18 protein-coding genes are annotated in these 19,311 nt (G+C 67.2%); 10 read left to right on the top strand and 8 right to left on the bottom strand.

Going from position 1 to position 19,311, the window contains the following annotated elements:
• Nucleotides 1–67: 67 nt before the first annotated feature.
• On the top strand, nt 68–961 hold the full coding sequence (locus H4P35_RS04035) for a LysR family transcriptional regulator (RefSeq protein ID WP_056320969.1): 894 nt from the start codon (nt 68–70) through the stop codon (nt 959–961).
• A gap of 60 nt (nt 962–1,021) precedes the next feature.
• Here H4P35_RS04035 and paaG read toward each other — a convergent pair whose 3' ends face one another.
• The 3 genes from paaG to H4P35_RS04020 are packed head-to-tail and all read right to left on the bottom strand — an operon-like array spanning nt 1,022 to nt 4,161.
• Complete coding sequence (paaG, locus tag H4P35_RS04030) at nt 1,022–1,828, bottom strand: 2-(1,2-epoxy-1,2-dihydrophenyl)acetyl-CoA isomerase PaaG (protein ID WP_226848208.1); 807 nt, start codon at nt 1,826–1,828, stop codon at nt 1,022–1,024.
• A complete protein-coding gene (locus tag H4P35_RS04025) occupies nt 1,825–2,937 on the bottom strand; it encodes an acyl-CoA dehydrogenase family protein (RefSeq protein ID WP_226848206.1) in 1,113 nt (370 codons plus the stop codon). Before H4P35_RS04025 ends, paaG begins: the two co-directional genes overlap by 4 nt.
• Before the next feature lie 33 nt (nt 2,938–2,970).
• Nucleotides 2,971–4,161, bottom strand: a complete 1,191-nt coding sequence (locus H4P35_RS04020; protein WP_226848204.1) for an acyl-CoA dehydrogenase family protein — start codon at nt 4,159–4,161, stop codon at nt 2,971–2,973.
• Between the two features lie 213 nt (nt 4,162–4,374).
• On the opposite strand from H4P35_RS04020, the gene H4P35_RS04015 reads away from it, so the two are divergent.
• The 6 genes from H4P35_RS04015 to H4P35_RS03990 all read left to right on the top strand — a co-directional run bounded on the left by H4P35_RS04015 (nt 4,375) and on the right by H4P35_RS03990 (nt 10,705).
• The gene (locus tag H4P35_RS04015; RefSeq protein WP_056320959.1) at nt 4,375–4,779 is read left to right on the top strand and encodes a Zn-ribbon domain-containing OB-fold protein; all 405 of its coding nucleotides are present in this window, start codon (nt 4,375–4,377) and stop codon (nt 4,777–4,779) included.
• Nucleotides 4,776–5,948 carry a thiolase gene (locus H4P35_RS04010; protein ID WP_152383504.1) on the top strand — a complete coding sequence of 391 codons (1,173 nt, stop codon included), beginning with the start codon at nt 4,776–4,778 and terminating at the stop codon, nt 5,946–5,948. Before H4P35_RS04015 ends, H4P35_RS04010 begins: the two co-directional genes overlap by 4 nt.
• Nucleotides 5,949–5,965: 17 nt before the next feature.
• Entirely contained in the window at nt 5,966–7,483 is a 1,518-nt protein-coding gene (locus H4P35_RS04005) for a class I adenylate-forming enzyme family protein (protein ID WP_226848202.1), read from the top strand.
• 56 nt (nt 7,484–7,539) lie between these two features.
• Nucleotides 7,540–8,514: a tripartite tricarboxylate transporter substrate binding protein gene (locus H4P35_RS04000; RefSeq protein ID WP_056320955.1), complete on the top strand. Its 975-nt coding sequence runs from the start codon at nt 7,540–7,542 to the stop codon at nt 8,512–8,514.
• Between the two features lie 19 nt (nt 8,515–8,533).
• Nucleotides 8,534–9,499, top strand: a complete 966-nt coding sequence (locus H4P35_RS03995) for a nitronate monooxygenase family protein (protein ID WP_226848200.1) — start codon at nt 8,534–8,536, stop codon at nt 9,497–9,499.
• Between the two features lie 534 nt (nt 9,500–10,033).
• Entirely contained in the window at nt 10,034–10,705 is a 672-nt protein-coding gene (locus H4P35_RS03990) for a lysozyme inhibitor LprI family protein (protein WP_226848198.1), read from the top strand.
• A gap of 57 nt (nt 10,706–10,762) precedes the next feature.
• On the opposite strand, the gene H4P35_RS03985 is transcribed toward H4P35_RS03990, so the two are convergent.
• Entirely contained in the window at nt 10,763–11,746 is a 984-nt protein-coding gene (locus H4P35_RS03985; RefSeq protein WP_056320948.1) for a tripartite tricarboxylate transporter substrate binding protein, read from the bottom strand.
• 244 nt (nt 11,747–11,990) lie between these two features.
• Nucleotides 11,991–12,890, bottom strand: a complete 900-nt coding sequence (locus H4P35_RS03980) for a LysR substrate-binding domain-containing protein (protein ID WP_056320945.1) — start codon at nt 12,888–12,890, stop codon at nt 11,991–11,993.
• 152 nt (nt 12,891–13,042) lie between these two features.
• Here H4P35_RS03980 and H4P35_RS03975 point away from each other — a divergent pair, with 152 nt between their 5' ends.
• From H4P35_RS03975 to H4P35_RS03965, 3 genes are read left to right on the top strand one after another with little or no spacing between them, the layout of a single operon-like run.
• Complete coding sequence (locus H4P35_RS03975) at nt 13,043–13,957, top strand: SDR family NAD(P)-dependent oxidoreductase (RefSeq protein WP_056320944.1); 915 nt, start codon at nt 13,043–13,045, stop codon at nt 13,955–13,957.
• Between the two features lie 9 nt (nt 13,958–13,966).
• Nucleotides 13,967–14,827, top strand: coding sequence for a MaoC/PaaZ C-terminal domain-containing protein (locus H4P35_RS03970; protein ID WP_226848196.1), 861 nt, complete (start codon nt 13,967–13,969; stop codon nt 14,825–14,827).
• The gene (locus H4P35_RS03965; RefSeq protein WP_175157487.1) at nt 14,824–16,053 is read left to right on the top strand and encodes a CaiB/BaiF CoA-transferase family protein; all 1,230 of its coding nucleotides are present in this window, start codon (nt 14,824–14,826) and stop codon (nt 16,051–16,053) included. The genes H4P35_RS03970 and H4P35_RS03965 overlap by 4 nt, the downstream gene beginning before the upstream one ends.
• A gap of 18 nt (nt 16,054–16,071) precedes the next feature.
• On the opposite strand, the gene H4P35_RS03960 is transcribed toward H4P35_RS03965, so the two are convergent.
• The 3 genes from H4P35_RS03960 to H4P35_RS03950 form a co-directional block, all read right to left on the bottom strand.
• Nucleotides 16,072–16,518 (bottom strand): carboxymuconolactone decarboxylase family protein, encoded by a 447-nt coding sequence (locus H4P35_RS03960; RefSeq protein ID WP_226848194.1) that lies wholly within the window; start codon nt 16,516–16,518, stop codon nt 16,072–16,074.
• 154 nt (nt 16,519–16,672) lie between these two features.
• Nucleotides 16,673–18,196 carry a fumarate hydratase gene (locus H4P35_RS03955; protein ID WP_056320934.1) on the bottom strand — a complete coding sequence of 508 codons (1,524 nt, stop codon included), beginning with the start codon at nt 18,194–18,196 and terminating at the stop codon, nt 16,673–16,675.
• Nucleotides 18,197–18,525: 329 nt separating this feature from the next.
• Entirely contained in the window at nt 18,526–19,293 is a 768-nt protein-coding gene (locus H4P35_RS03950; RefSeq protein WP_226848192.1) for a crotonase/enoyl-CoA hydratase family protein, read from the bottom strand.
• Between the last annotated feature and the right edge of the window lie 18 nt (nt 19,294–19,311).

Here is a 19,311-nt window from a genome sequence, read left to right as displayed (position 1 = left end):
CGGCCGTCGCAAATCGATCCCTATCCCGAATGGCCGCCCCCCGGCGCCACGCCGTAATATATGGACCATGCACTTCGATCTTGCCGACCTCCGACTGTTCATCCACATCGCCGAATCCCCCAGCCTGACGCAGGCGGCCAAGCGGGCGCATCTGTCCCTGGCCGCGGTCAGCGTGCGGATCAAGGCGCTGGAAAACCAGCTCAATTCCCGCCTGCTCTACCGCGACAGCCGCGGTGTCGAGATCACGCCTGCCGGGCAGAAACTCTTGCAGCACGCGCGCGTCATCATGCGGCAGGTGGACCACCTGAAGCACGATTTCCAGGAGCAGTCCGACGGCGACGCGGGCCACATCCGCATCTTCGCCAACACCACCGCCGTCACCGAATTCATGCCGGACATCCTGGCGCAATTCCTGTCGGGCCACCCCGGCGTCACGGTGGACCTGCAGGAACGCCTGACCCGCGACATCGTGCGCGGCGTGCTGGACGGCACCACCGACCTGGGCATCGTCGCGGGCCCGGTGGATGCGCCGGAATTGCAGACCATCCACTTCAGCACCGACCGCCTCGTGCTGGTCGTGCCCAATGGCCATCCGCTGCAGGATCAGGACAAGGTCAAACTGGCGGACGCCGTGCGCTACCCGTTCATCACCATGCACGAAGGCTCCACGCTGGTGGCCTTTCTGCGCGACCAGCTCGAACGCATCGGCCAGCGCCTGCCGCAGCGCATCCAGCTCTACAGCTTCGACTCGATCTGCCGCATGGTGCAGGCGGGCGTGGGCATCGGCGTCATTCCCGACTCGGCCGCGCGCCGTTACGGGTCGGAGACCAAGCTGCAAGTCGTCGAACTGGACGAACCCTGGGTGGTGCGCGAGCGCAAGCTGCTGGTGCGCGACATCGACGCCCTGCCCGGCTGTGCGCGCGAACTCATCGATCAGATCCAGACGCCGCGACAAGCCTGAATCCAGCGCGACTGCTTTTCCGGAGCGCCTTTTTTCCGGGGCGCCTTTTTTCGCCGCGCCTCATTTGCCCGTGAACGCCGGCGGCCGCTTTTCCGCGAACGCGCGCATGCCTTCGAGGTAGTCGTCGGTGTACCCCAGTTCGCGCTGCAGCCCGCATTCCAGATCGAACTGCTGCGCCAGCGTGTTGCCGCTGGACGCCTGCAGCGCCGCCTTGGTGGCCGCATAGGCGCGCGTGGGGCCCGCGGCCAGCGTGTCCGTCACGTGCCCGATCGTGTCCGCCAGCGCCGCGTCCGGCACAACGCGCCAGATCAGTCCCCAGGATTCCGCCTGCGCCGCTGACACCGGTTCGCCGAAGAGCGCGGCCCCCATCGCGCGCGCCGATCCCACGAGGCGCGGCAGGAACCACGTTCCGCCCGCGTCGGGCAAGAGGCCGATCTTGCTGAACGCCTGCACAAAGCGCGCCGATTCCACCGCAAACACCACGTCGCAGGCCAGCACCAGGCTTGCGCCCGCGCCGGCCGCCACGCCGTTCATGACGCACACCACCGGCACGGGCAAGGCGCGCAGGCGGTTGATGAGCGGCCGGTAGCACTTGTCCAGCATGACGCTCAGGTCCCGGCGCGAGCCGTCCTCGGCGGGCTTGCGTTCACCCAGATCCTGCCCGGCGCAGAATCCGCGGCCAGCCCCGGTGATCACGAGCCCGCGCAGGCCCGCGTGCCCTTCCAGCAGGTCCAGCGCGCGCGACAGCTCGCCGTGCATCACCTCGGTGAAGCTGTTCATGCGCTCGGGCCGGTTCAGCGTGATGACGCCAACGCCGCGATCCAGCGTGAACAGGATCTGCGTGAAGGCCGGTGCGTGTGCGCTCATGCCAATTCCTCCAGAACGGCCAGTTGCTCGGCGGTATCGCCCATCAGTTGATCGACCACGGTCAGCCGCTTGAAGTAGTCGCCCACCTCCAGTTCGTCCGTCATGCCCATGCCACCGTGCAACTGCACGGCCAGCTGCGCGACCAGGCGCCCGGCGCGGGCGGCCTCGAGCTTGGCCGATGCGATCATGCGGCGCCGCTGCGCCGCGTCGGATTCCGTCAGCGCCGCGACGGCCACATAGGCCATCGACAGCGCAAGCTCCTTGGCCACCAGCATTTCGGCCAGCCGGTGCTGCAAGGCCTGAAACGACGCCAGCGGCTGGCCGAACTGCTTGCGGGTCTTCAGGTAATCGACCGTGATTTCCAGCAGGCGCTCCATCGCCCCTGCCGCGTGCGCGCACAGCGCGGCGGTGCCCCACTGCAAGGCCTGCGCCAGCGCGTGGTCGGCCGCCTCGCCTTCTGCCAGCAATGCCTCCGCGGGAACCGGCACCGCGTCCAGGTCCAGCCGCGCGCAGCGCGCGCCGTCCAGCGTGGGCGTATCCGTCACGCGCACGCCGGCGGCATCGGCGGGCACCGCCAGCAGGACCGTCTGGCCGTCCTCACCCTTTGCACTGACGAACCACGCATCGGCGGCCGCGCCGTGCCACACCAGATGCTTGGCCCCGTCCAGCCGCCAGCCTTCGGTGGTGCGGGCAGCGCGGCAGTCCTGCGGGCCGGCGGCGTAACGGCGGCCGGGCTCCTGCCACGCCACGCTGACGATGGCCTCGCCCGACGCAATGGCCGGCAGCCAGCGCCCACGCGCCGTCTCGCCGCAGGCGTCGGCCAGCGCCGCGCCCATCACCGCGCTCGGAATGACCGGCTCGGACACGAGCCCACGCCCCAGCTCGACGTGCACCGGCAGCAGGCTGGCGGGCACTTCGCCGAAGCCGCCGTGATCTTGCGAGATGTTCAGGCCCAGCACGCCCAGTTCGGCCAGAGCCTGCCACGCCTGCCGGTCCAGCTTGCCCGCAGCCTGCCGGGCCCGCCGCTGCGGAAAGGTCCATGCCTGGTCCACCAGGCGGCGCAGGCTGTCGGCCAGCATGCGCTGTTCTTCGGTGTAGATGAAATCCATGCGTCGTGTTCCTGTCGAGGTTGCGCGGCGGGCCTACACGCCCAGCACCAGGCGGGCGATGATGCCCTTCTGCACTTCGGTCGTGCCGCCGTAGATCGAGGTCTTGCGCATATCCGCGTAACCGGCGCCCGCGGCCGCGGCCATCTCCGGACCCGGGCCATGAAACGCATTGCCGGCCTCCATCCAGTCCGGGTCGTACGGCCACGCGTCCGGCCCCGCGACCTCCATCTGCAGCATGGCCAGGTCCTGCTGGATCTCCGAGCCGCGGATCTTCAGCACCGAGGCCTCCGGGCCCGGCGTGCCGTCGTTGCTGGCGGCCACGCGCAGCAGCAGCATCTCCAGCGCCATGATGTCGACTTCGATGCGCGAGATGCGGTCGCGCATGCGGCTGTCCTGCAAGAGCGGCTTGCCGCGCGTTTGCGCGCGCGCCGCCATGTCCTTCAGGATGCCCAGTTCGCGGTGGCAGTGGCCCAGGCCCGCGATGCCCGTGCGCTCGTGGCCCAGCAGGTACTTGGCGTAGGTCCAGCCCTGGTTCTCCTCGCCGACGAGATTGGCGGCCGGCACGCGCACGTTTTCCAGCCAGACCTCGTTGACGTCGTGACCGCCGTCCAGCGTGCGAATCGGCCGCACCGTGACGCCCGGCGAACGCATGTCGATAAGCAGCATGGAGATGCCGCGTTGCGCGCGCGCCTCGGGGTCGGTGCGCACCAGGCAGAACATCCAGTCGGCGTATTGGGCAAGCGTGGTCCAGGTCTTCTGGCCATTGACGACGTATTCGTCGCCATCGCGCACGGCGCGCGTCTTGAGCGACGCCAGGTCCGACCCCGAACCGGGCTCGGAATAGCCCTGGCACCACCAGTCCTCTACGCGGATCATGCGCGGCAAGAAGCGGGCCTGCTGCTGCGCGCTGCCGTACTTCATCAGCACGGGGCCGATCATCGACAGGCCGAACGGCAGCAGCCGTGGCGCGCCCGCCTTGAAGCATTCCACTTCGAAGATCAGGCGCTGCAAGGCGTTCCAGCCCGTGCCGCCGTGTTCGACCGGCCAGTTCGGCGCGCCCCAGCCCTGGTCGGCCAGGACGTTGTGCCAGCGCACGTAGTCGTCGCGGTCCAGCCGCTGGTGCCGCAGCACTTTGGCGCGGATGTCCTCGGGCAGTTTGTCGGCGGCGAAGGCGCGCACGCTCTCGCGGAATTGGCGCTCTTGCGGCGTCCAGGTCAGGTTCATGGTCCACCTCCTTTGCCCGGTATCTAGCCACGGCGCGCACGGCCGGACAATCTGCCTCTTCCGAAGACGGGCTTCGCGCTGCGTGTAGGGCGCGCCGCCCACTACGGATTGGCAAAAGTCCTGCTTCAGCAATGAAGAATGGCCGAAGCGGGTGGCAGTGCGGACACTAGGGCCTGTTCCGTTTCACCCGATCCACTGGAATCCCATCGCACCATGACTGCTCCCGATCAGACGGATGGCGTGTCGCAAGGCGTCGAGGCGCAGTACCGCCAGGCGCTCGACGACGGCCGCTTCCTCATCCAGCATTGCGCCGGCTGCGACCGCGCCGTGTTCTATCCCCGCATGATCTGCCCGCACTGCGGCGCGGACAAACTTGGCTGGGTCACGCCCGACGGACGCGGCACCGTCTATTCCACCACCGTCGTGCGGCGCAAGCCCGACGCGGGCGGCGACTACAACGTGGCGCTGATCGACCTGCAGGAAGGCGTCAGGCTCATGAGCCGCGTCGACGGCGTGGCGCCGGACGCAGTTCGCATCGGCATGGGCGTTCGCGCGCAAGTGATCCAGCAGGACGGGCGCGGACTGGTGGTTTTCGTGCCCAACAAGGAGGCGCCATGACGCTGAACGAATTGCGCGGCGCCGTCGCGGTGGCCGGGGTAGGCCACGCCGGCCTGGGACAGGCCGCTGGCTTTACCGAAATGGAAATCCTGGTCCAGGCGGCGCAGCGCGCCGTCGCGGACGCGGGCCTGACGATGCGCGACATCGATGGCCTGTGCACCGCCAGCGTCGCGGCCCCGATGTGGGCCATGCCGGTGATCGAACACCTGGGCATCCGGCCCACGTTCATCGACAGCACCATGCTGGGCGGGTCCAGCTTCGTGGCGCATCTGATGCCGGCGCTGCACGCGCTGGCCTCGGGCCAATGCAACGCGGTGCTGGTCTGCTACGGCAGCACGCAGCGCACGTCCACGCTGAGCCGCGCCGAGATCGGACGCGTGCGCAAGCAGTTCGACCCGCAACCGTATGAAACGCCCTACGATCCGCTCAGTCCGCTGTCCTCGTATGCGCTGGCGGCGGCGCGGCACATGCATCAGTACGGCACCCGGCGCGAAGACCTGGCGCGCGTGGCGCTGGCGGCCAACCAGTGGGCGCAGCTGAACCCCGAAGCGCAATTGCGCGAACCGGCGACGCTGGATCAGATCCTGTCCGCGCGCATGGTGTCCGATCCGCTGAGCGTGCGCGACTGCTGCCTGGTCACTGACGGGGCCGGCGCCTACGTGCTGGTGCGCGCCGACCGTGCGCGCGACCTGCCGCGCCCGCCCGTGTACGTGCTGGGCAACGCGACGGCGGTGTGGAACCGGCAGATTTCTTCCATGGAAGACCTGACCGTCACGGCCGCCGCCGAATCCGGACGCCGCGCCTACGCGATGGCGGGCGTCGCGCCGCGCGACATCGACGTCGTGGAACTCTACGACGCCTTCACCATCAACACGCTGCTGTTCCTGGAAGACCTGGGCTTTTGCGCCAAAGGGGAAAGCCGCGACTTCATCGCGGACGGGGCCATCGCGCCCGGCGGCAGGCTGCCCGTCAACACCAATGGCGGCGGCCTGTGCTGCGTGCATCCGGGCATGTACGGCGTCTTCATCATGATCGAGGCGGTGCGCCAGCTTCGCGGGGAATGCGGCGAACGGCAGGTCGCCGATGCGCAGCTTGCGCTGGTGCATGGCAATGGCGGTACGCTGTCCAGCCAATCGACCGCCATCCTGGGCACCCAGGCAACCCTTTGATCCCCACGTATCAACCCATGTCTCACGCTGAATCGATCACCCGCATCCACGACGTCCTGGCGCTGCAGGCGCGCCGGCAGCCCGCCGCCATCTGTCTGTACGAGGAAGGCGGCGGCACGCTGACCTACGGGCAGTTGTGGCAACGGGTGCAGGATACGGCCGACTGGCTGCGCGGCCAAGGCGTGCAGCCCGGCCATCGCGTGATGATGGTGGGCGAGAACTGCACGGCGATGATCGCCACGCTGTTTGGCTGCGGCGTGGCAGGCGCGTGGCCGGTGGGCGTGAATGCGCGCCTGTCGGCGCGCGAGGTCGAGAAAATCCGCCACCATGCGCAGCCCGAATTGGTGCTGTACACCAGCGGCGTGTCGACGGCGGCTGCCGCGCACGCCGCGGCGGCGGGCGCTTCCGATGCCGACGCTGCTGTCTGGGGGCCGGGCATCGCAGCCGCACGCGCGCCCTCTCCCACGCAGGCCGAGACCGGCGATCTGGCCGCCGAGGTGGCCACGGTGATCTACACGTCCGGCACCACCGGCGCGCCCAAGGGCGTGATGGTGCCGCACCGGGGCCTCGTGCATTTCGCGCGGGTGTCGGCGGCTTCGCGCCGCCTGACGCCGCACGATATCGGCTATGCCGCGCTGCCCATGTCGCACATCTTCGGCATCGCGACCGTGCTGATGGCCACGCTGCATGCGGGCGCCAGCCTGGTGCTGCGCAGCCGCTTCGATCCGCAAGACGTGTTCAAGGCGCTGGCGCATCCCGGCGTCAGCATCCTTCAGGGCGTGCCGACGATGTTCAGCCGCCTGATGGCTGCGGCGCCGCCCCGCGCGGAACTGCGTGCGCCGGCCCTGCGCTACCTCTACACCGGCGGCGCCGCGCTCGACCCGACGCAAAAGCGCGACGCGGAACGCTACTTCGGCGTGCCGATGCACCACGGCTACGGCATCACCGAATATGCGGGTTCGATGTTCATCACCGACATCGACGCGCCGCGCGACGACTGCTCGGCGGGTCATGCGGTGGAAGGCGTCGAGCTGCGCATCGGCAGCCCGGATGTGTTCCCGGACCCCGGCACGCGCGGCGACCTGCTGATCCGCGGCCCGGGCGTGATGCTGGGCTATTACCGCAACCCGGACCAGACCGCGCAGGCGCTGCTGCCGGGCGGCTGGCTCAATACGGGCGACATCGGCTACCTGGACGCGAGCGGCGCGCTGTTCATCGCGGGCCGGTCAAAGGACCTCATCATCCGCTCGGGGTTCAACGTCTACCCGATCGAGGTCGAGTCGGTGATCAACGCGTTTCCCGGCGTGCGCCTGTCCGCCGTGGTAGGCCGCGACACCGCCGATCACAACGAAGAAGTCATCGCGTTTGTCGAGCCCCTGCCCGGCGCGACGATCGACACGAATCTGCTGATGCTGCACCTGCGCGCCCAGCTTGCGCCGTACAAGCGGCCGGCACAGATCATTCCCATCGAGACGATTCCCACCACCGTCAGCGGCAAGATCCTGAAGCAGCCGCTGAAAGAAAGGCTGGCGTAGGCGCGGGCTGACGTTCCGCTCCACGACCGGCCACCCATGCACAAGGAGACAAGAGCGTGAACATCAAGACCCTTATTGCCGCGGCCGCCGCCGTGGCTGCGCTGGCCGGCGCCCAGAGCGCGACGGCACAAACGTATCCCGACCGTCCCATCCGCCTGCTCGTGGGCTACGCGCCAGGCGGTCCGGTCGACACGACGGCCCGCGTCTTCGCCAAGTACCTGGGAGACAAGCTGGGGCAGGCGGTGGTGGTGGAGAACCGCGCGGGCGCGAGCGGCATGATCGCGTCCGACGCCACCGCCAAGGCGACGCCGGACGGCTATATGCTGGGCTTTGCTGCCAGCCCCACGCTGACGATGTCGCCGCTGGTCCAGCGCAGCACGCTGTTCGATCCGCGCAAGGATTTCTCGCTGATCGGCCTGGTGGTCGATTACGCCAACGTGCTGCTGATCGGCCCGCAGATTCCAGCCAAGAACGTGGGCGAACTGGTGACCTACGCGCGCGAGCATCCGGACGCGGTGTCGTTCGGGTCGGCGGGGATCGGCGCCTCGAATCACCTGTCGGCCGAGCTGCTTAAGAAGCAGGCCCAGGCGTCGATGCTGCACGTGCCGTATCGCGGCAATTCGCCGGCGATGATGGACGTGGTGAGCGGCAAGGTGACGTTCATGTTCGACATCACGAGCACGGCCATTCCGTTCATCAAGAGCGGCAAGGCGCGGGCGCTGGCGGTGACGTCCAAGACGCGCAATCCCGAGTTGCCCGACGTGCCGACGATGAGGGAGGCGGGCATGAAGGACTACGAGGTGGTGGGCTGGTATGCGCTGGTCGGTCCCAAGAAGCTGCCCGATGCCGTCACCGCGCGTCTGACCCGCGCCCTGGCCGAGGTGTCGAAAGATCCCGCCTTCCGCCAGGCGATGACCGAAGGCGGCTACTCGATCAACACAGGCGATTCCCAAGCGCTGCAGGAACGTATCGACCGCGAGTACGCGTTGTGGTCGGACGTGATCCAGACCGCCAACATCCAGGCCAACTGACCTACCCCGGAGCAACACGATGAATCCCCCGTCCGCCCTGCGCGACCAGATCCGCCTGCCTGTGATCGGCGCCCCGATGTTTCTGGTCTCGGGACCGCAACTGGTGGTCGCGCAGTGCGCGGCGGGAATCATCGGGACGTTCCCGTCGCTGAACGCGCGGCCGCAAGAGCAGTTGCACGCGTGGATCACGCGGATCGAGGACGGGCTGGCGGCGCGGCGGCTTGCGGCGCCGTCCGAGAAAGTGGCGCCGTACGGGGTGAATCTGATCGTGCATCCGAGCAATCCGCGCTGGCAGGGAGACCTTGCGATCTGCGCGGAACGCCGGGTGCCGCTGCTGATCACGTCGCTGCACGCGCCGGAGGCGGTGGTGAAGGTGGCGCATGCCTATGGCGGCCTGGTCTTTCACGACGTGACGACCGTGCGGCATGCAAAGCGGGCGCTGGATGCGGGGGCCGATGGGCTGATCCTGGTTGCCGCGGGCGCGGGGGGACATGCGGGGCAGATCAATCCGATCGCGCTGGTGAACGAGATCCGGGCGTTTTACGACGGGCCGTTGGCGCTGTCGGGGTGCATCAGCCACGGAAAGGACATTCTGGCTGCGCAGGTGCTGGGGTGCGATTTTGCGTACATGGGGACGCGGTTCATTGCGACGCAGGAGTCGTTGGCGGGAGATGCGTACCGGGAAATGGTGATGGCGGCGCAGGCGGCTGATGTGACTTACACGCCGTACTTCTCGGGGGTGCCGGCTAATTATTTGTCTGAGAGCATTCTGGCGGCGGGGTTGGATCCTGTTGTGCTGGCCAGCAATGGAGTGGCCCCGCCGGCGAACATGGACAAGAGCTCGCAGCCGAAGGCTTGGAAGGATGTCTGGAGTGCTGGGCAGGGCGTGGGGGCTGTGCAGGAGGTGTTGGCTGTGGCGGAGTTGGTGGCGCAGTTGGAGGGGGAGTATCTGGGGGCTATTGCTGCTGTGCCGGGGAAGGGTTGAGTTCTTTTGACGCCCGGCGCGGCGTCGGCCTGGGGCGCGCGGGGCTACGATTGCGGTCCGGAGCCTTCGCTCCGGACTGCCCCTTCGTCAACCTCGTCCGCCTTCGGCTCCCTTCGGTTTCCCTCGGGCGCATCTACACGCCCCGCGCACCCCAGGCCGACGCCACGCCGGGCTCCGGTGGTTTGAACTTGGCGGTCGCTGGGGTGGGTGGGGTTCTTTAGGTTCTTGCCTGCGTTTGCGCGGGTTTGGAGCTTCTTGCGGGGCCCGCGCCCGGTTGGCCGCGCGGGCGGCCTCCGGGCGCTTACGCGGTGTCTTGCGTTCGCGGATGACGCTTCGCGCTTGCGGGGCCGGTTCGAGATCGGGTATCTGCTCGGATATCTGCCCGGTGTCTGACACCCTTGGGGCACAACCTATGCCCGACGGCAGTCTTCGCAGGGTGTCTGACACCTACTCCCAGATGACACCGGTAAACTGCGCGGTCATGCGGCGCCGGTCGGCGGTCCGACTTGTACATCCTCTGGAGAGCTTCACACCATGATCCGTCTTCTGGTCCTTTCCGCTTCGCTGGCGATGGCTGGCAGCGCTGTTGCCGCACCCTCATTCAATTGCGCCAAGGCTTCCACGCCGGTTGAGAAATCCCTTTGCGGCAATTCCAGGCTTGGGGATCAGGATGCTGCGATTGCGCAGCAATACAAGGCTGTGCGCGATCAAATGGATGCGGAGTCGGCCAAGGCGTTGATGGCCGATCAGAAGTACTTTCTGAGCGTGCGCGACGCGGCCTATGCGGAGCCGTACGTGCAAAGCACACCGTTCGAGGCGCTTACCGACACCATGCGTTACCGGCTGGCGTTCCTGAAGGCGATCAATCCCAAGCCGGCAGCGGGCTTTGTGGGCAAGTGGAAGAACATCGAAGGCGAGATCGAGATCACGCAGAATGCCCACGGCGAGCTGCTGGTGGCGGCCAATTCCGCGCGGCCCTATGACGGGCGCTGGGTGTGCGATCTGAGCGGCAAGGCGGTGGTGTCGGGCGACACGCTGACGGTGACCTATCAGGATGGGCCGCCTTGGGTGCTGACGCTCAAGCGCCGCGGCGCGGTGCTGGTGGCACGGGTGGCGCCGCCGCCGGGGGGCAAGGATGACGGTTTCGGGCCGCCGTTCTGCGGCATGAACGGCAACCTCCACGGCGACTGGTTCGCGGTGCGCTGATCGGGCTTTCTTGGGATGCACGGGTGAGCCGCGATGTGCTCACCCGCCGCGCACGGGTCATTCCAGTTTGATGTTCGCGGTCTTGATGAGGTCGCGCCACTTTGCGATTTCGTCGCGCACGAATTTGCCGAATGCTTCCGGCGATCCGGGCTTGGGCTCGGCGCCGGCCGCGATCATCGCCTTTGCCGTGCTGTCGTCGGACAGCACTTTCACCATGTCCGCATTGATGCGCTTGACGATGTCGGGTGGCGTGCCTTTGGGCGCCATGACGCCGCTCCACGAGTAGGCCTCGTAGCCCGGCAGGCCGGATTCGGCGATGGTGGGGATGTCGGGCACCATGCTGGATCGCGTGGGGTTGCCGACACCGAGCGCGCGGATCTTGCCGCCCTTCAGGTGGGGCACGGCAGAGGGCCCGTCTGCGAACATGACCTGGACCTGGCCGCCGAGCAGGTCCTGCATGGCGGGCGCGCTGCCGCGGTACGGAACGTGCTGGATGCGCACGCCGGCCATGGCGTTGAAGAGTTCACCGGCCAGGTGCGTGCCGCCGCCGGTGCCGGACGAGCTGAAGGACAGCTTGCCGGGGTTCTGCTTGGCGTAGGCGATGAGTTCGCCGACCGTGTTTACCGGCAGCGACGCGTTGACGACGAGAACGATGGGGAATACGGCGGCCATGCCGACCGGCACGAAGTCGGTGGTGATGTCGTAGCTGAGGTTGTTGCGCAGGCTGGGCAGCACGGCGTGGTGGATGGACGCGAAAAAGAAGTTGTAGCCATCGGGCTCGGCCTTGGCGGCAAATTGCGCGCCGACGATGCCGCCGGCGCCGGATTTGTTGTCGACCACGGTGGGCACGGACCATAGCTGGCCGAGCGGCTGCGTCGTGAATCTTGCGGTGGTGTCCACCGGTCCCCCTGCGGGAAAGGGAACGATGAAGGTGACGGCGTGGCCCGGCCAGGTGGCGGCGCGGGCCCAGGAAGGAAGCATGGCGGCGGCGCATGCAGCGCCCAGCCCCGCGAGGACGCGGCGGCGGTCTTGATGGATCACGGCAGTCTCCTGAGTCTTGTTCTGGTCGCGGTCAGGCCTTCAGCACTGCCACCCGCCGCGTTTTTTTATTATTTGCCGAATGCCGGGATACGCCGCTACGTATTTGCAAAAGCCCCTCTTTCGCGCGGGCTGAAGCAGGCATCGGATGTGCGCGTGCGCCCCTGTGGCGCGGCGCTACGGCGCATGGGCTACGGCATAGGGGTCAGGGCAAACCCCGATCCGAACAGGGGCTGCCGGCGCCGCGTTATTGGCCGCGCGCGGCCCGCTGCACGTGGCCGATGAAGCACTCGGCGAAGCTGGGCAGGTCGCGCCCGCGTTGGCGGCACAAGAGGCGATCGCGCATCGCCCAGGCGTCATCCAGCTTGAGCACATGCAGCCCATCGGGGCGGCTGTAGCGCGCCGCGCAGGCGCGCGGGACGACGGCGATGCCCGCCCCGGCCTCGACCATGCGGCACACGGCTTCGAAACTGCCCACGTGCACACGCTGGCAGATGCGCTTGCCCAGGCCACTTGCAATGTCTTCAAGAAACGTCTGGATGGCGCTGTCCGGGTGGATGCCGACGAACTGGTAGGCATCGACCAGGTCGGCGAAGTGCGCGGTCTTCTGCGCGGCAAGCGGGTGGTCCAGCGACGTGACCACGGTGAGCTCGTCGCGAAAGAGCGGCGTGACGTCCAGGCCTTCGACGTCGATGTTGCCCGCCACGAGGCCCAGGTCCGCCGCGCCGGCGCGGATGGCGATGACGATGTCGCCGGAGATCTTTTCCTCGAGTTCGACGTCGACGTCGGGGTTCTCGGACAGGAACGTGGACAGCGCATCGGCCAGGAAGGAGTTGGTGGCGGTGGTGTTGGCCAAGAGGCGCAGGCGTCCCTTCAGGCCGCTGGCGTAAGGCTGCAGATCCGCGTTCAGGCATTCAAGCTGGCGAAAGACGGCGTTGGCGTGCTTGAGCAGCACCTCGCCTGCCGGCGTCAGCGCCACGCCCGTGGCCATGCGCACCAGCAGCCGGGCCTTGAATGCCTCTTCCATGTGCTTGACCCGCGCGCTTGCCGCCGGCAAGGACAGGAAAGTGCGTTCCGCAGCACGGGTCAGATTGAGTGTTTCGCCCACGTTCAGAAACAAACGCAGGTCCGTCAGATCATGTCTCATGTTCCACCACGCAGAAGGGGGGCATTTCTAATTTTGAATTCTTCGAATGCCGGGTCGAATCTACCATGAGGCCATGCCCATCAACCAGACGGGTTGATGCGGAACTGTTTTCCACAGACGGCGTGCGCGCCGCAGCACAGGAGTCAGAGGCAATGAGCGGCTTGGTATCCGGAAAGGTGGTGATCGTGACGGGCGCGGGCGGAGGAATCGGCCGCGGCGTCGCACTGGCGATGGCCGAGGCGGGCGCGAAGGTCGTGGTCAACGACATCGGCGTCTCGCTCACGGGCGAAGGCGGGGCGGACGGTCCCGCGCAGGCGGTCGTCAAGGAAATCGTGGACGCGGGCGGCGCGGCCGTCGCCAACACCGACAGCGTGGCGGCTTACGACAGCGCAAGCCGCATCGTGCAGACGGCCATCGATGCATTCGGCCGCGTCGATGCCGTGATCAACAACGCGGGCAATCTGCGCGACCGGGTTTTCCACAAGATGAGCGAAGAGGAATGGCGCCAGGTGATCGATGTGCACCTGAACGGCTCGTTCTACATGAGCCGCGCGGCCGCGCCCTACTTTCGCGAACAGGAATCCGGCGCCTTCGTGCACATGACCTCCACGTCGGGATTGATCGGCAATTTCGGCCAAGCCAACTACGCGGCGGCCAAGCTGGGCATCGTGGCGTTGTCCAAGTCGATTGCGCTGGACATGGCGCGCTACAACGTGCGCTCGAACTGCATCGCGCCGTTTGCCTGGAGCCGCATGACGAGTTCGATCCCCGCGGAAACGGACGAAGAGAAGGCGCGCGTCGAAAAGCTGAAGAAGATGGAAGCCGGCAAGGTGGCGCCCATGGCCGTGTTCCTGGCCAGCGACGCGGCCAGCGAAATCACGGCGCAGATCTTTGCCGTGCGCGCCAACGAAATCATGCTGATGAGCCAGCCGCGGCCCCTGCGCACGGTGCATCACGGCGAAGGCTGGACACCGGAGCGTATTGCCGAAATCGCGGCGCCCGCCATGCGCAAGCATTTCTACGCGTTGGAGCGTTCGCCCGACGTGATCGACTGGGATCCCATCTGAGGCCGCCACATGCCGTTGGACTATGCAACCGTGAAGGACTGGCGCTTTGACGACGTGCGCCAGCGCTACGACCAGAAGGACACGATGCTGTATGCGCTGGGCATCGGCCTGGGGCAGGACCCCGAAGACACCGGCCAGCTTCGTTATGTGTACGAGAAGGACCTGCGCACGTTTCCGACGATGAGCGTGATCCTGGGCTACCCGGGGTTTTGGGTCAGCGACCCGCGCTCGACGGTGGACTGGGTGAGGGTCGTGCATGGCGAGCAGCGGCTGACGCTGCATGCGCCGCTGCCGGTGGCGGGCGTCGTCACCGGCAGGACGCGCAACACGCACGTCATCGACAAGGGCGCGGACAAGGGTGCGATCATCGTCAGCGAACGCACGCTGCACGACGACAATGGCGAGTGCCTGGCAACCCTGCAATCCAGCACATTCTGCCGCGGCGACGGCGGCTTTGGCGAGGGCGACGCCAGCCCTCAGGCCCTGCCCGCCGCGCCCGATGGCGACCCCGATTCACGCTGCGAGCTGCGCATTCCGCCCAGCGCGGCGCTGCTGTACCGGCTGAACGCGGACCGCAATCCGCTGCACGCCGATCCCGACGTGGCGCGTCAGGCGGGTTATCCCCGGCCCATCCTGCACGGCCTGTGCTCGTATGGCGTTGCCGCGCACGCCCTGGTCAAGACGTACTGCGGCTACGACGCGGCGCGGCTCACCAGCCTGAACACGCGCTTTTCGGCGCCCGTCTATCCGGGCGAGACGCTGCAATGCGACATGTGGCGCATGCCGGACGGCCAGATCCGCTTCATCGCCCGCGCCAAAGAGCGCGGCATCGTGGTCATGAGCCACGGCACCGCGACGGTGCAATCATGACGCGCCCGCCTCCGCTTGACGGCATCCGCGTGCTGGACCTGTCGCGCATCCTGGCCGGCCCGTGGTGCACGCAGAACCTGGCCGACCTGGGCGCCGACGTCATCAAGATCGAACGCCCCCGCGTGGGCGACGACACCCGCGCGTGGGGGCCGCCCTACCTGAAGGACGGCAACGGCCAGGACACCAACGAATCGGCCTATTACCTCAGCGCCAACCGCAACAAGCGCTCGGTCGAAGCCGACATGGCCACGCCCGAGGGCGCGGCGCTGATCCGGGAGCTGGCCGCTGTCAGCGACATCCTGGTCGAGAACTTCAAGGTGGGCGGTCTGGCCAAGTACGGGCTGGACTACGAAAGCCTGAAGCAGGTCAACCCGCGCCTCATCTATTGCTCGGTCACGGGCTTTGGGCAGGATGGGCCGTTTGCGCAGCGCCCCGGCTACGACTTCATGATCCAGGGCATGGGCGGGCTGATGAGCATCACGGGCGAACGCGACGACCTGCCCGGCGGCGGACCGCAGAAGGCGGGCGTGGCCGTCACCGATATCGTCACCGGCATGTACGCCACCGTGGCGGTGCTGGCGGCCCTGCAAGAGCGCCATCGCAGCGGCCAGGGCCAGCACCTGGACATTGCGCTGCTGGACAGCCACGTGGCCCTGCTGGCCAACCAGAACTCCAACTACTTCAACTCGGGCGTGGCGCCCACGCGCGCCGGCAACGCGCATCAGAACGTGGTGCCCTACCAGGTGTTTGCCGCCAGCGACGGCCACCTGATCGTGGCCACGGGCAACGAATCGCAGTACCGCGCCTACTGCCGCGCCATCGGCGTGCCCGAACTGGGCGACGATCCGCGCTTTGCCACCAACCGGCTGCGCGTCACGAACCGCGTGGAGCTGATCGGGATCCTGTCGGACATCATGCGGGAAGGCCGGCGCGACGACTGGATCGCCAAGCTGGAAGCGGTGGGTGTGCCCTGCGGGCCGATCAACGACATTGCGCAGGCCTTCGCCCATCCGCAGGCGCAGGCGCGGCAACTGCGGCGCGACATGCCGCATCCGGCTGGCGGCGTGGCGCCCGTGACGGCCAGCCCGCTGCGGTTTTCGGATTCGCCGGTCGTCTACCGGCGCGCGCCGCCGATGCTGGGCGAACACACCGAGGAAGTGCTGCGCGACGTGCTGGGCAAGTCGGCGCAGGCAATTGCGGCGTTCAAGGGTAAAGCGCAGGCGTGACGGCGCGTTGGAATCGCATCACGCCTTGGCGGCGACGGGCAGCCGAAACGGCGCGCCCAGCCGATTGAACGCATTCATTGCGGCAATCGTGATCGTGAGGTCGACAAGGTCCTTGGGCTCGAACGCGGCCGAGGCGGCGGCGTACGCTTCGTCCGAGGCGTGGGTTTCGCTCACCCGCGTCACCTCCTCCGCCCACGCAAGCGCCGCACGTTCCTGGTCAGAGAACAGATGCGGCACCTCGTCCCATACGGGCAATAGCGTGATCTTGTCGACCGACATGGTTTTGCGCAGGTCACGGCTGTGCATGTCGATGCAGTGCGCGCAGCCATTGATCTGCGAGACGCGCAGAAAAACGAGATGAACGAGATCTTCCGGCAGGTTCGTGCGTGTCGTGACGTAGTGGTGGACGCCAAAGAGCGCCTTCGCGCCTTCCGGTGCAATCTCTTGCCAGTTCATGCGGGTCATGTCAGTCCTTTGCTGTCGAAAAGTGAACCCCGCCACCTTACACGCCGGCGTTTCGGTGAAACAGGTCCAAGAATCGGCAAATCGATTGAGCCAAGATCGGCCCGGACCCCATAAAAAAATTGGCCGCTGTTTCCAGCGGCCAATTCATCTTCACTTAGGCAACGGCAACCGGGATCTTGCCGATCTTGGCCTGCCACTCCTTGGGCCCGGTCGTGTGGACCGAGGTGCCCTGGGCGTCCACCGCCACGGTCACCGGCATGTCCTTCACGTCGAACTCATAGATGGCTTCCATGCCCAGGTCGGCAAAGCCCAGCACCTTGGCGCCGCGGATCGCCTTGGACACCAGGTAGGCCGCACCGCCGACAGCCATCAGGTAGGCCGAGCCGTGCTTCTTGATGGCTTCGATGGCGACGGGGCCGCGCTCGGACTTGCCGATCATCGAGATCAGGCCGGTCTTCTCCAGCATCATGTCGGTGAACTTGTCCATGCGGGTGGCGGTGGTGGGGCCGGCGGGGCCGACCACTTCGTCGCCCACGGGATCTACCGGACCCACGTAGTAGATGACGCGGTTGGTGAAGTCCACGGGCAGCGGTTCGCCCTTGGCCAGCATGTCCTGGATGCGCTTGTGCGCGGCATCGCGGCCGGTCAGCATCTTGCCCGACAGCAGCAGCGTCTGGCCCGGCTTCCAGCTGGCGACTTCTTCCTTGGTCAGCGTGTTCAGGTCGACCTGCTTGGACTTGTTGTAGTCCGGCGCCCAGTGCACTTCGGGCCATTCGGACAGCGACGGCGGATCCAGGCGCGCGGGGCCCGAACCGTCCAGTTCGAAGTGCGCGTGGCGCGTGGCCGCACAGTTCGGGATCATGGCGACGGGCTTGGAGGCCGCGTGCGTCGGGAACGTGTTGATCTTGACGTCCAGCACGGTCGTCAGGCCGCCCAGGCCCTGCGCGCCGATGCCCAGCGCATTGACCTTTTCGTAGAGCTCGATGCGCAACTCTTCCAGCTTGTTCTGCGGGCCGCGGGCCAGCAGCTCGTACATGTCGATGTCTTCCATCAGCGACTGCTTGGCCATCAGCATCGCCTTTTCAGCGGTGCCGCCAACGCCGATGCCCAGCATGCCGGGCGGGCACCAGCCGGCGCCCATCGACGGAACGGTCTTGAGCACCCAATCCACCAGCGAATCGCTGGGATTGAGCATCGCGAACTTGGTCTTGTTCTCGGAACCGCCCCCCTTCGAGGCGATCTGCACGTCGACCTTGTCGCCCTGGACAAGCTCGACGTGCAGGATACAGGGCGTGTTGTCGCGCGTGTTCTTGCGCGCGAACAGCGGATCGTCCAGCACGGAAGCGCGCAGGGGATTGTCCGGGTTCAGGTAGCCGCGGCGCACGCCTTCGTCACAGAGTTCCTGCAGGGTGCGCTTGGTGTCAAAGCGCACGCTCATGCCGATCTTCAGGAAGACGTTGACGATGCCGGTGTCCTGGCACAGCGGACGCTTGCCTTCGGCGCACATGCGCGAGTTGGTCAGGATCTGCGCCATCGCATCGCGCGCGGCGGGGCTTTCCTCGCGCTCGTAGGCGCGCGCCAGGTGGCGGATGTAATCGACGGGATGGTAATAGCTGATGAACTGGATGCCATCGGCTATCGACTGGATCAAGTCTTCTTCTTTAATGATGACGGACATGGCGGTTTGCAGGTCTGGATGGAAAACGTGAAAACGCGGCTGATCAGGTAATCAGCCGCAGGTGAAAAGAACTATTTTGCCGCCGGGCCGCCCCAAGGCAAAATGCGCCCCCCTTGGGGGGCAGCAAGCGCGCGAAGCGTGCGCGGCGTGGGGGCTCCTTTTGCCGCCGGGCCGCCCCAAGGCAAAATGCGCCCCCCTCGGGGGGCAGCAAGCGCGCGAAGCGTGCGCGGCGTGGGGGCTCCTTTTGCCGCCGGGCCGCCCCAAGGCAAAATGCGCCCCCTCGGGGGGCAGCAAGCGCGCGAAGCGTGCGCGGCGTGGGGGCCAACCACTTATTTGCCTTGCCACACGGGCTTGCGCTTCTCGGCGAAGGCGGTGGCGCCTTCCTTGGCGTCGGCCGACGTAAAGATGTGCGCGATCAGCGGACGTTGGCGGTCGAACATGTCTGCCTGATCCCAGTCGCCGCCCTGCGCCACGATGCTCTTGGCGGTCTGCACGGCCAGCGGGCCGTTCTCGACGATGGCGCGGGCCAGTTCCAGCGCGCCGGCCAGGGCGCCGCCCGGCTCGGTCAGGCGGTTGACCAGGCCAAAGGCGTGGGCGCGCTCGGCGGTCAGCATCTCGCCGGTCAGGATCACTTCCATCGCGATGTGGTACGGCAGGCGGCGCGGCAGGCGCAACAGGCCGCCGGCGCCGGCCACCAGACCGCGCTTGACCTCGGGCAGCCCGAACTTGGCGTTGCTGGCGGCCACGATCAGGTCGGAAGCCAGCGCCATTTCGCAACCGCCAGCCAGGGCATAACCCTCGACCGCGGCGATCAGCGGCTTCTTGGGCGGACTCTCGTTCAGGCCGGCGAAACCGCGGCCGTCCACGTAGGGGCGCTGACCCGACGCGGCGAACGCCTTCAGGTCCATGCCCGACGAAAACGTGCCGCCGCCACCCGTCAGGATGCCAATGCGAACGTCGTCACGGCTGTCCAGCTGGTCCAGCGCGGCGGCCATGGCCACGGCGGTTTCCAGGTTGATGGCGTTCTTGGCCTCGGGACGGTTGATCGTGATGATCTGGATGCCGTCAGTGACTTCCACCGTGATCAGGTCGGACATGGGACTGCTCCTTTTTCG

The sequence above is a fragment of the Achromobacter sp. 77 genome (genome assembly GCF_020541125.1).
GTDB lineage: Bacteria > Pseudomonadota > Gammaproteobacteria > Burkholderiales > Burkholderiaceae_B > Achromobacter > Achromobacter mucicolens.
This window is presented reverse-complemented; position numbering and strand designations above follow the sequence as displayed.

Coding starts and splice junctions, on each gene's coding strand:
- H4P35_RS03975 (WP_056320944.1), top strand. CDS start 13,043: ATGAGCGGCTTGGTATCCGGAAAGGTGGTGATCGTGACGGGCGCGGGC.
- H4P35_RS03980 (WP_056320945.1), bottom strand. CDS start 12,890: ATGAGACATGATCTGACGGACCTGCGTTTGTTTCTGAACGTGGGCGAA.
- H4P35_RS04025 (WP_226848206.1), bottom strand. CDS start 2,937: ATGGATTTCATCTACACCGAAGAACAGCGCATGCTGGCCGACAGCCTG.
- H4P35_RS04015 (WP_056320959.1), top strand. CDS start 4,375: ATGACTGCTCCCGATCAGACGGATGGCGTGTCGCAAGGCGTCGAGGCG.
- paaG (WP_226848208.1), bottom strand. CDS start 1,828: ATGAGCGCACACGCACCGGCCTTCACGCAGATCCTGTTCACGCTGGAT.
- H4P35_RS04020 (WP_226848204.1), bottom strand. CDS start 4,161: ATGAACCTGACCTGGACGCCGCAAGAGCGCCAATTCCGCGAGAGCGTG.
- H4P35_RS03970 (WP_226848196.1), top strand. CDS start 13,967: ATGCCGTTGGACTATGCAACCGTGAAGGACTGGCGCTTTGACGACGTG.
- H4P35_RS03965 (WP_175157487.1), top strand. CDS start 14,824: ATGACGCGCCCGCCTCCGCTTGACGGCATCCGCGTGCTGGACCTGTCG.
- H4P35_RS04005 (WP_226848202.1), top strand. CDS start 5,966: ATGTCTCACGCTGAATCGATCACCCGCATCCACGACGTCCTGGCGCTG.
- H4P35_RS03960 (WP_226848194.1), bottom strand. CDS start 16,518: ATGACCCGCATGAACTGGCAAGAGATTGCACCGGAAGGCGCGAAGGCG.
- H4P35_RS04010 (WP_152383504.1), top strand. CDS start 4,776: ATGACGCTGAACGAATTGCGCGGCGCCGTCGCGGTGGCCGGGGTAGGC.
- H4P35_RS03990 (WP_226848198.1), top strand. CDS start 10,034: ATGATCCGTCTTCTGGTCCTTTCCGCTTCGCTGGCGATGGCTGGCAGC.
- H4P35_RS03995 (WP_226848200.1), top strand. CDS start 8,534: ATGAATCCCCCGTCCGCCCTGCGCGACCAGATCCGCCTGCCTGTGATC.
- H4P35_RS04035 (WP_056320969.1), top strand. CDS start 68: ATGCACTTCGATCTTGCCGACCTCCGACTGTTCATCCACATCGCCGAA.
- H4P35_RS03955 (WP_056320934.1), bottom strand. CDS start 18,196: ATGTCCGTCATCATTAAAGAAGAAGACTTGATCCAGTCGATAGCCGAT.
- H4P35_RS03950 (WP_226848192.1), bottom strand. CDS start 19,293: ATGTCCGACCTGATCACGGTGGAAGTCACTGACGGCATCCAGATCATC.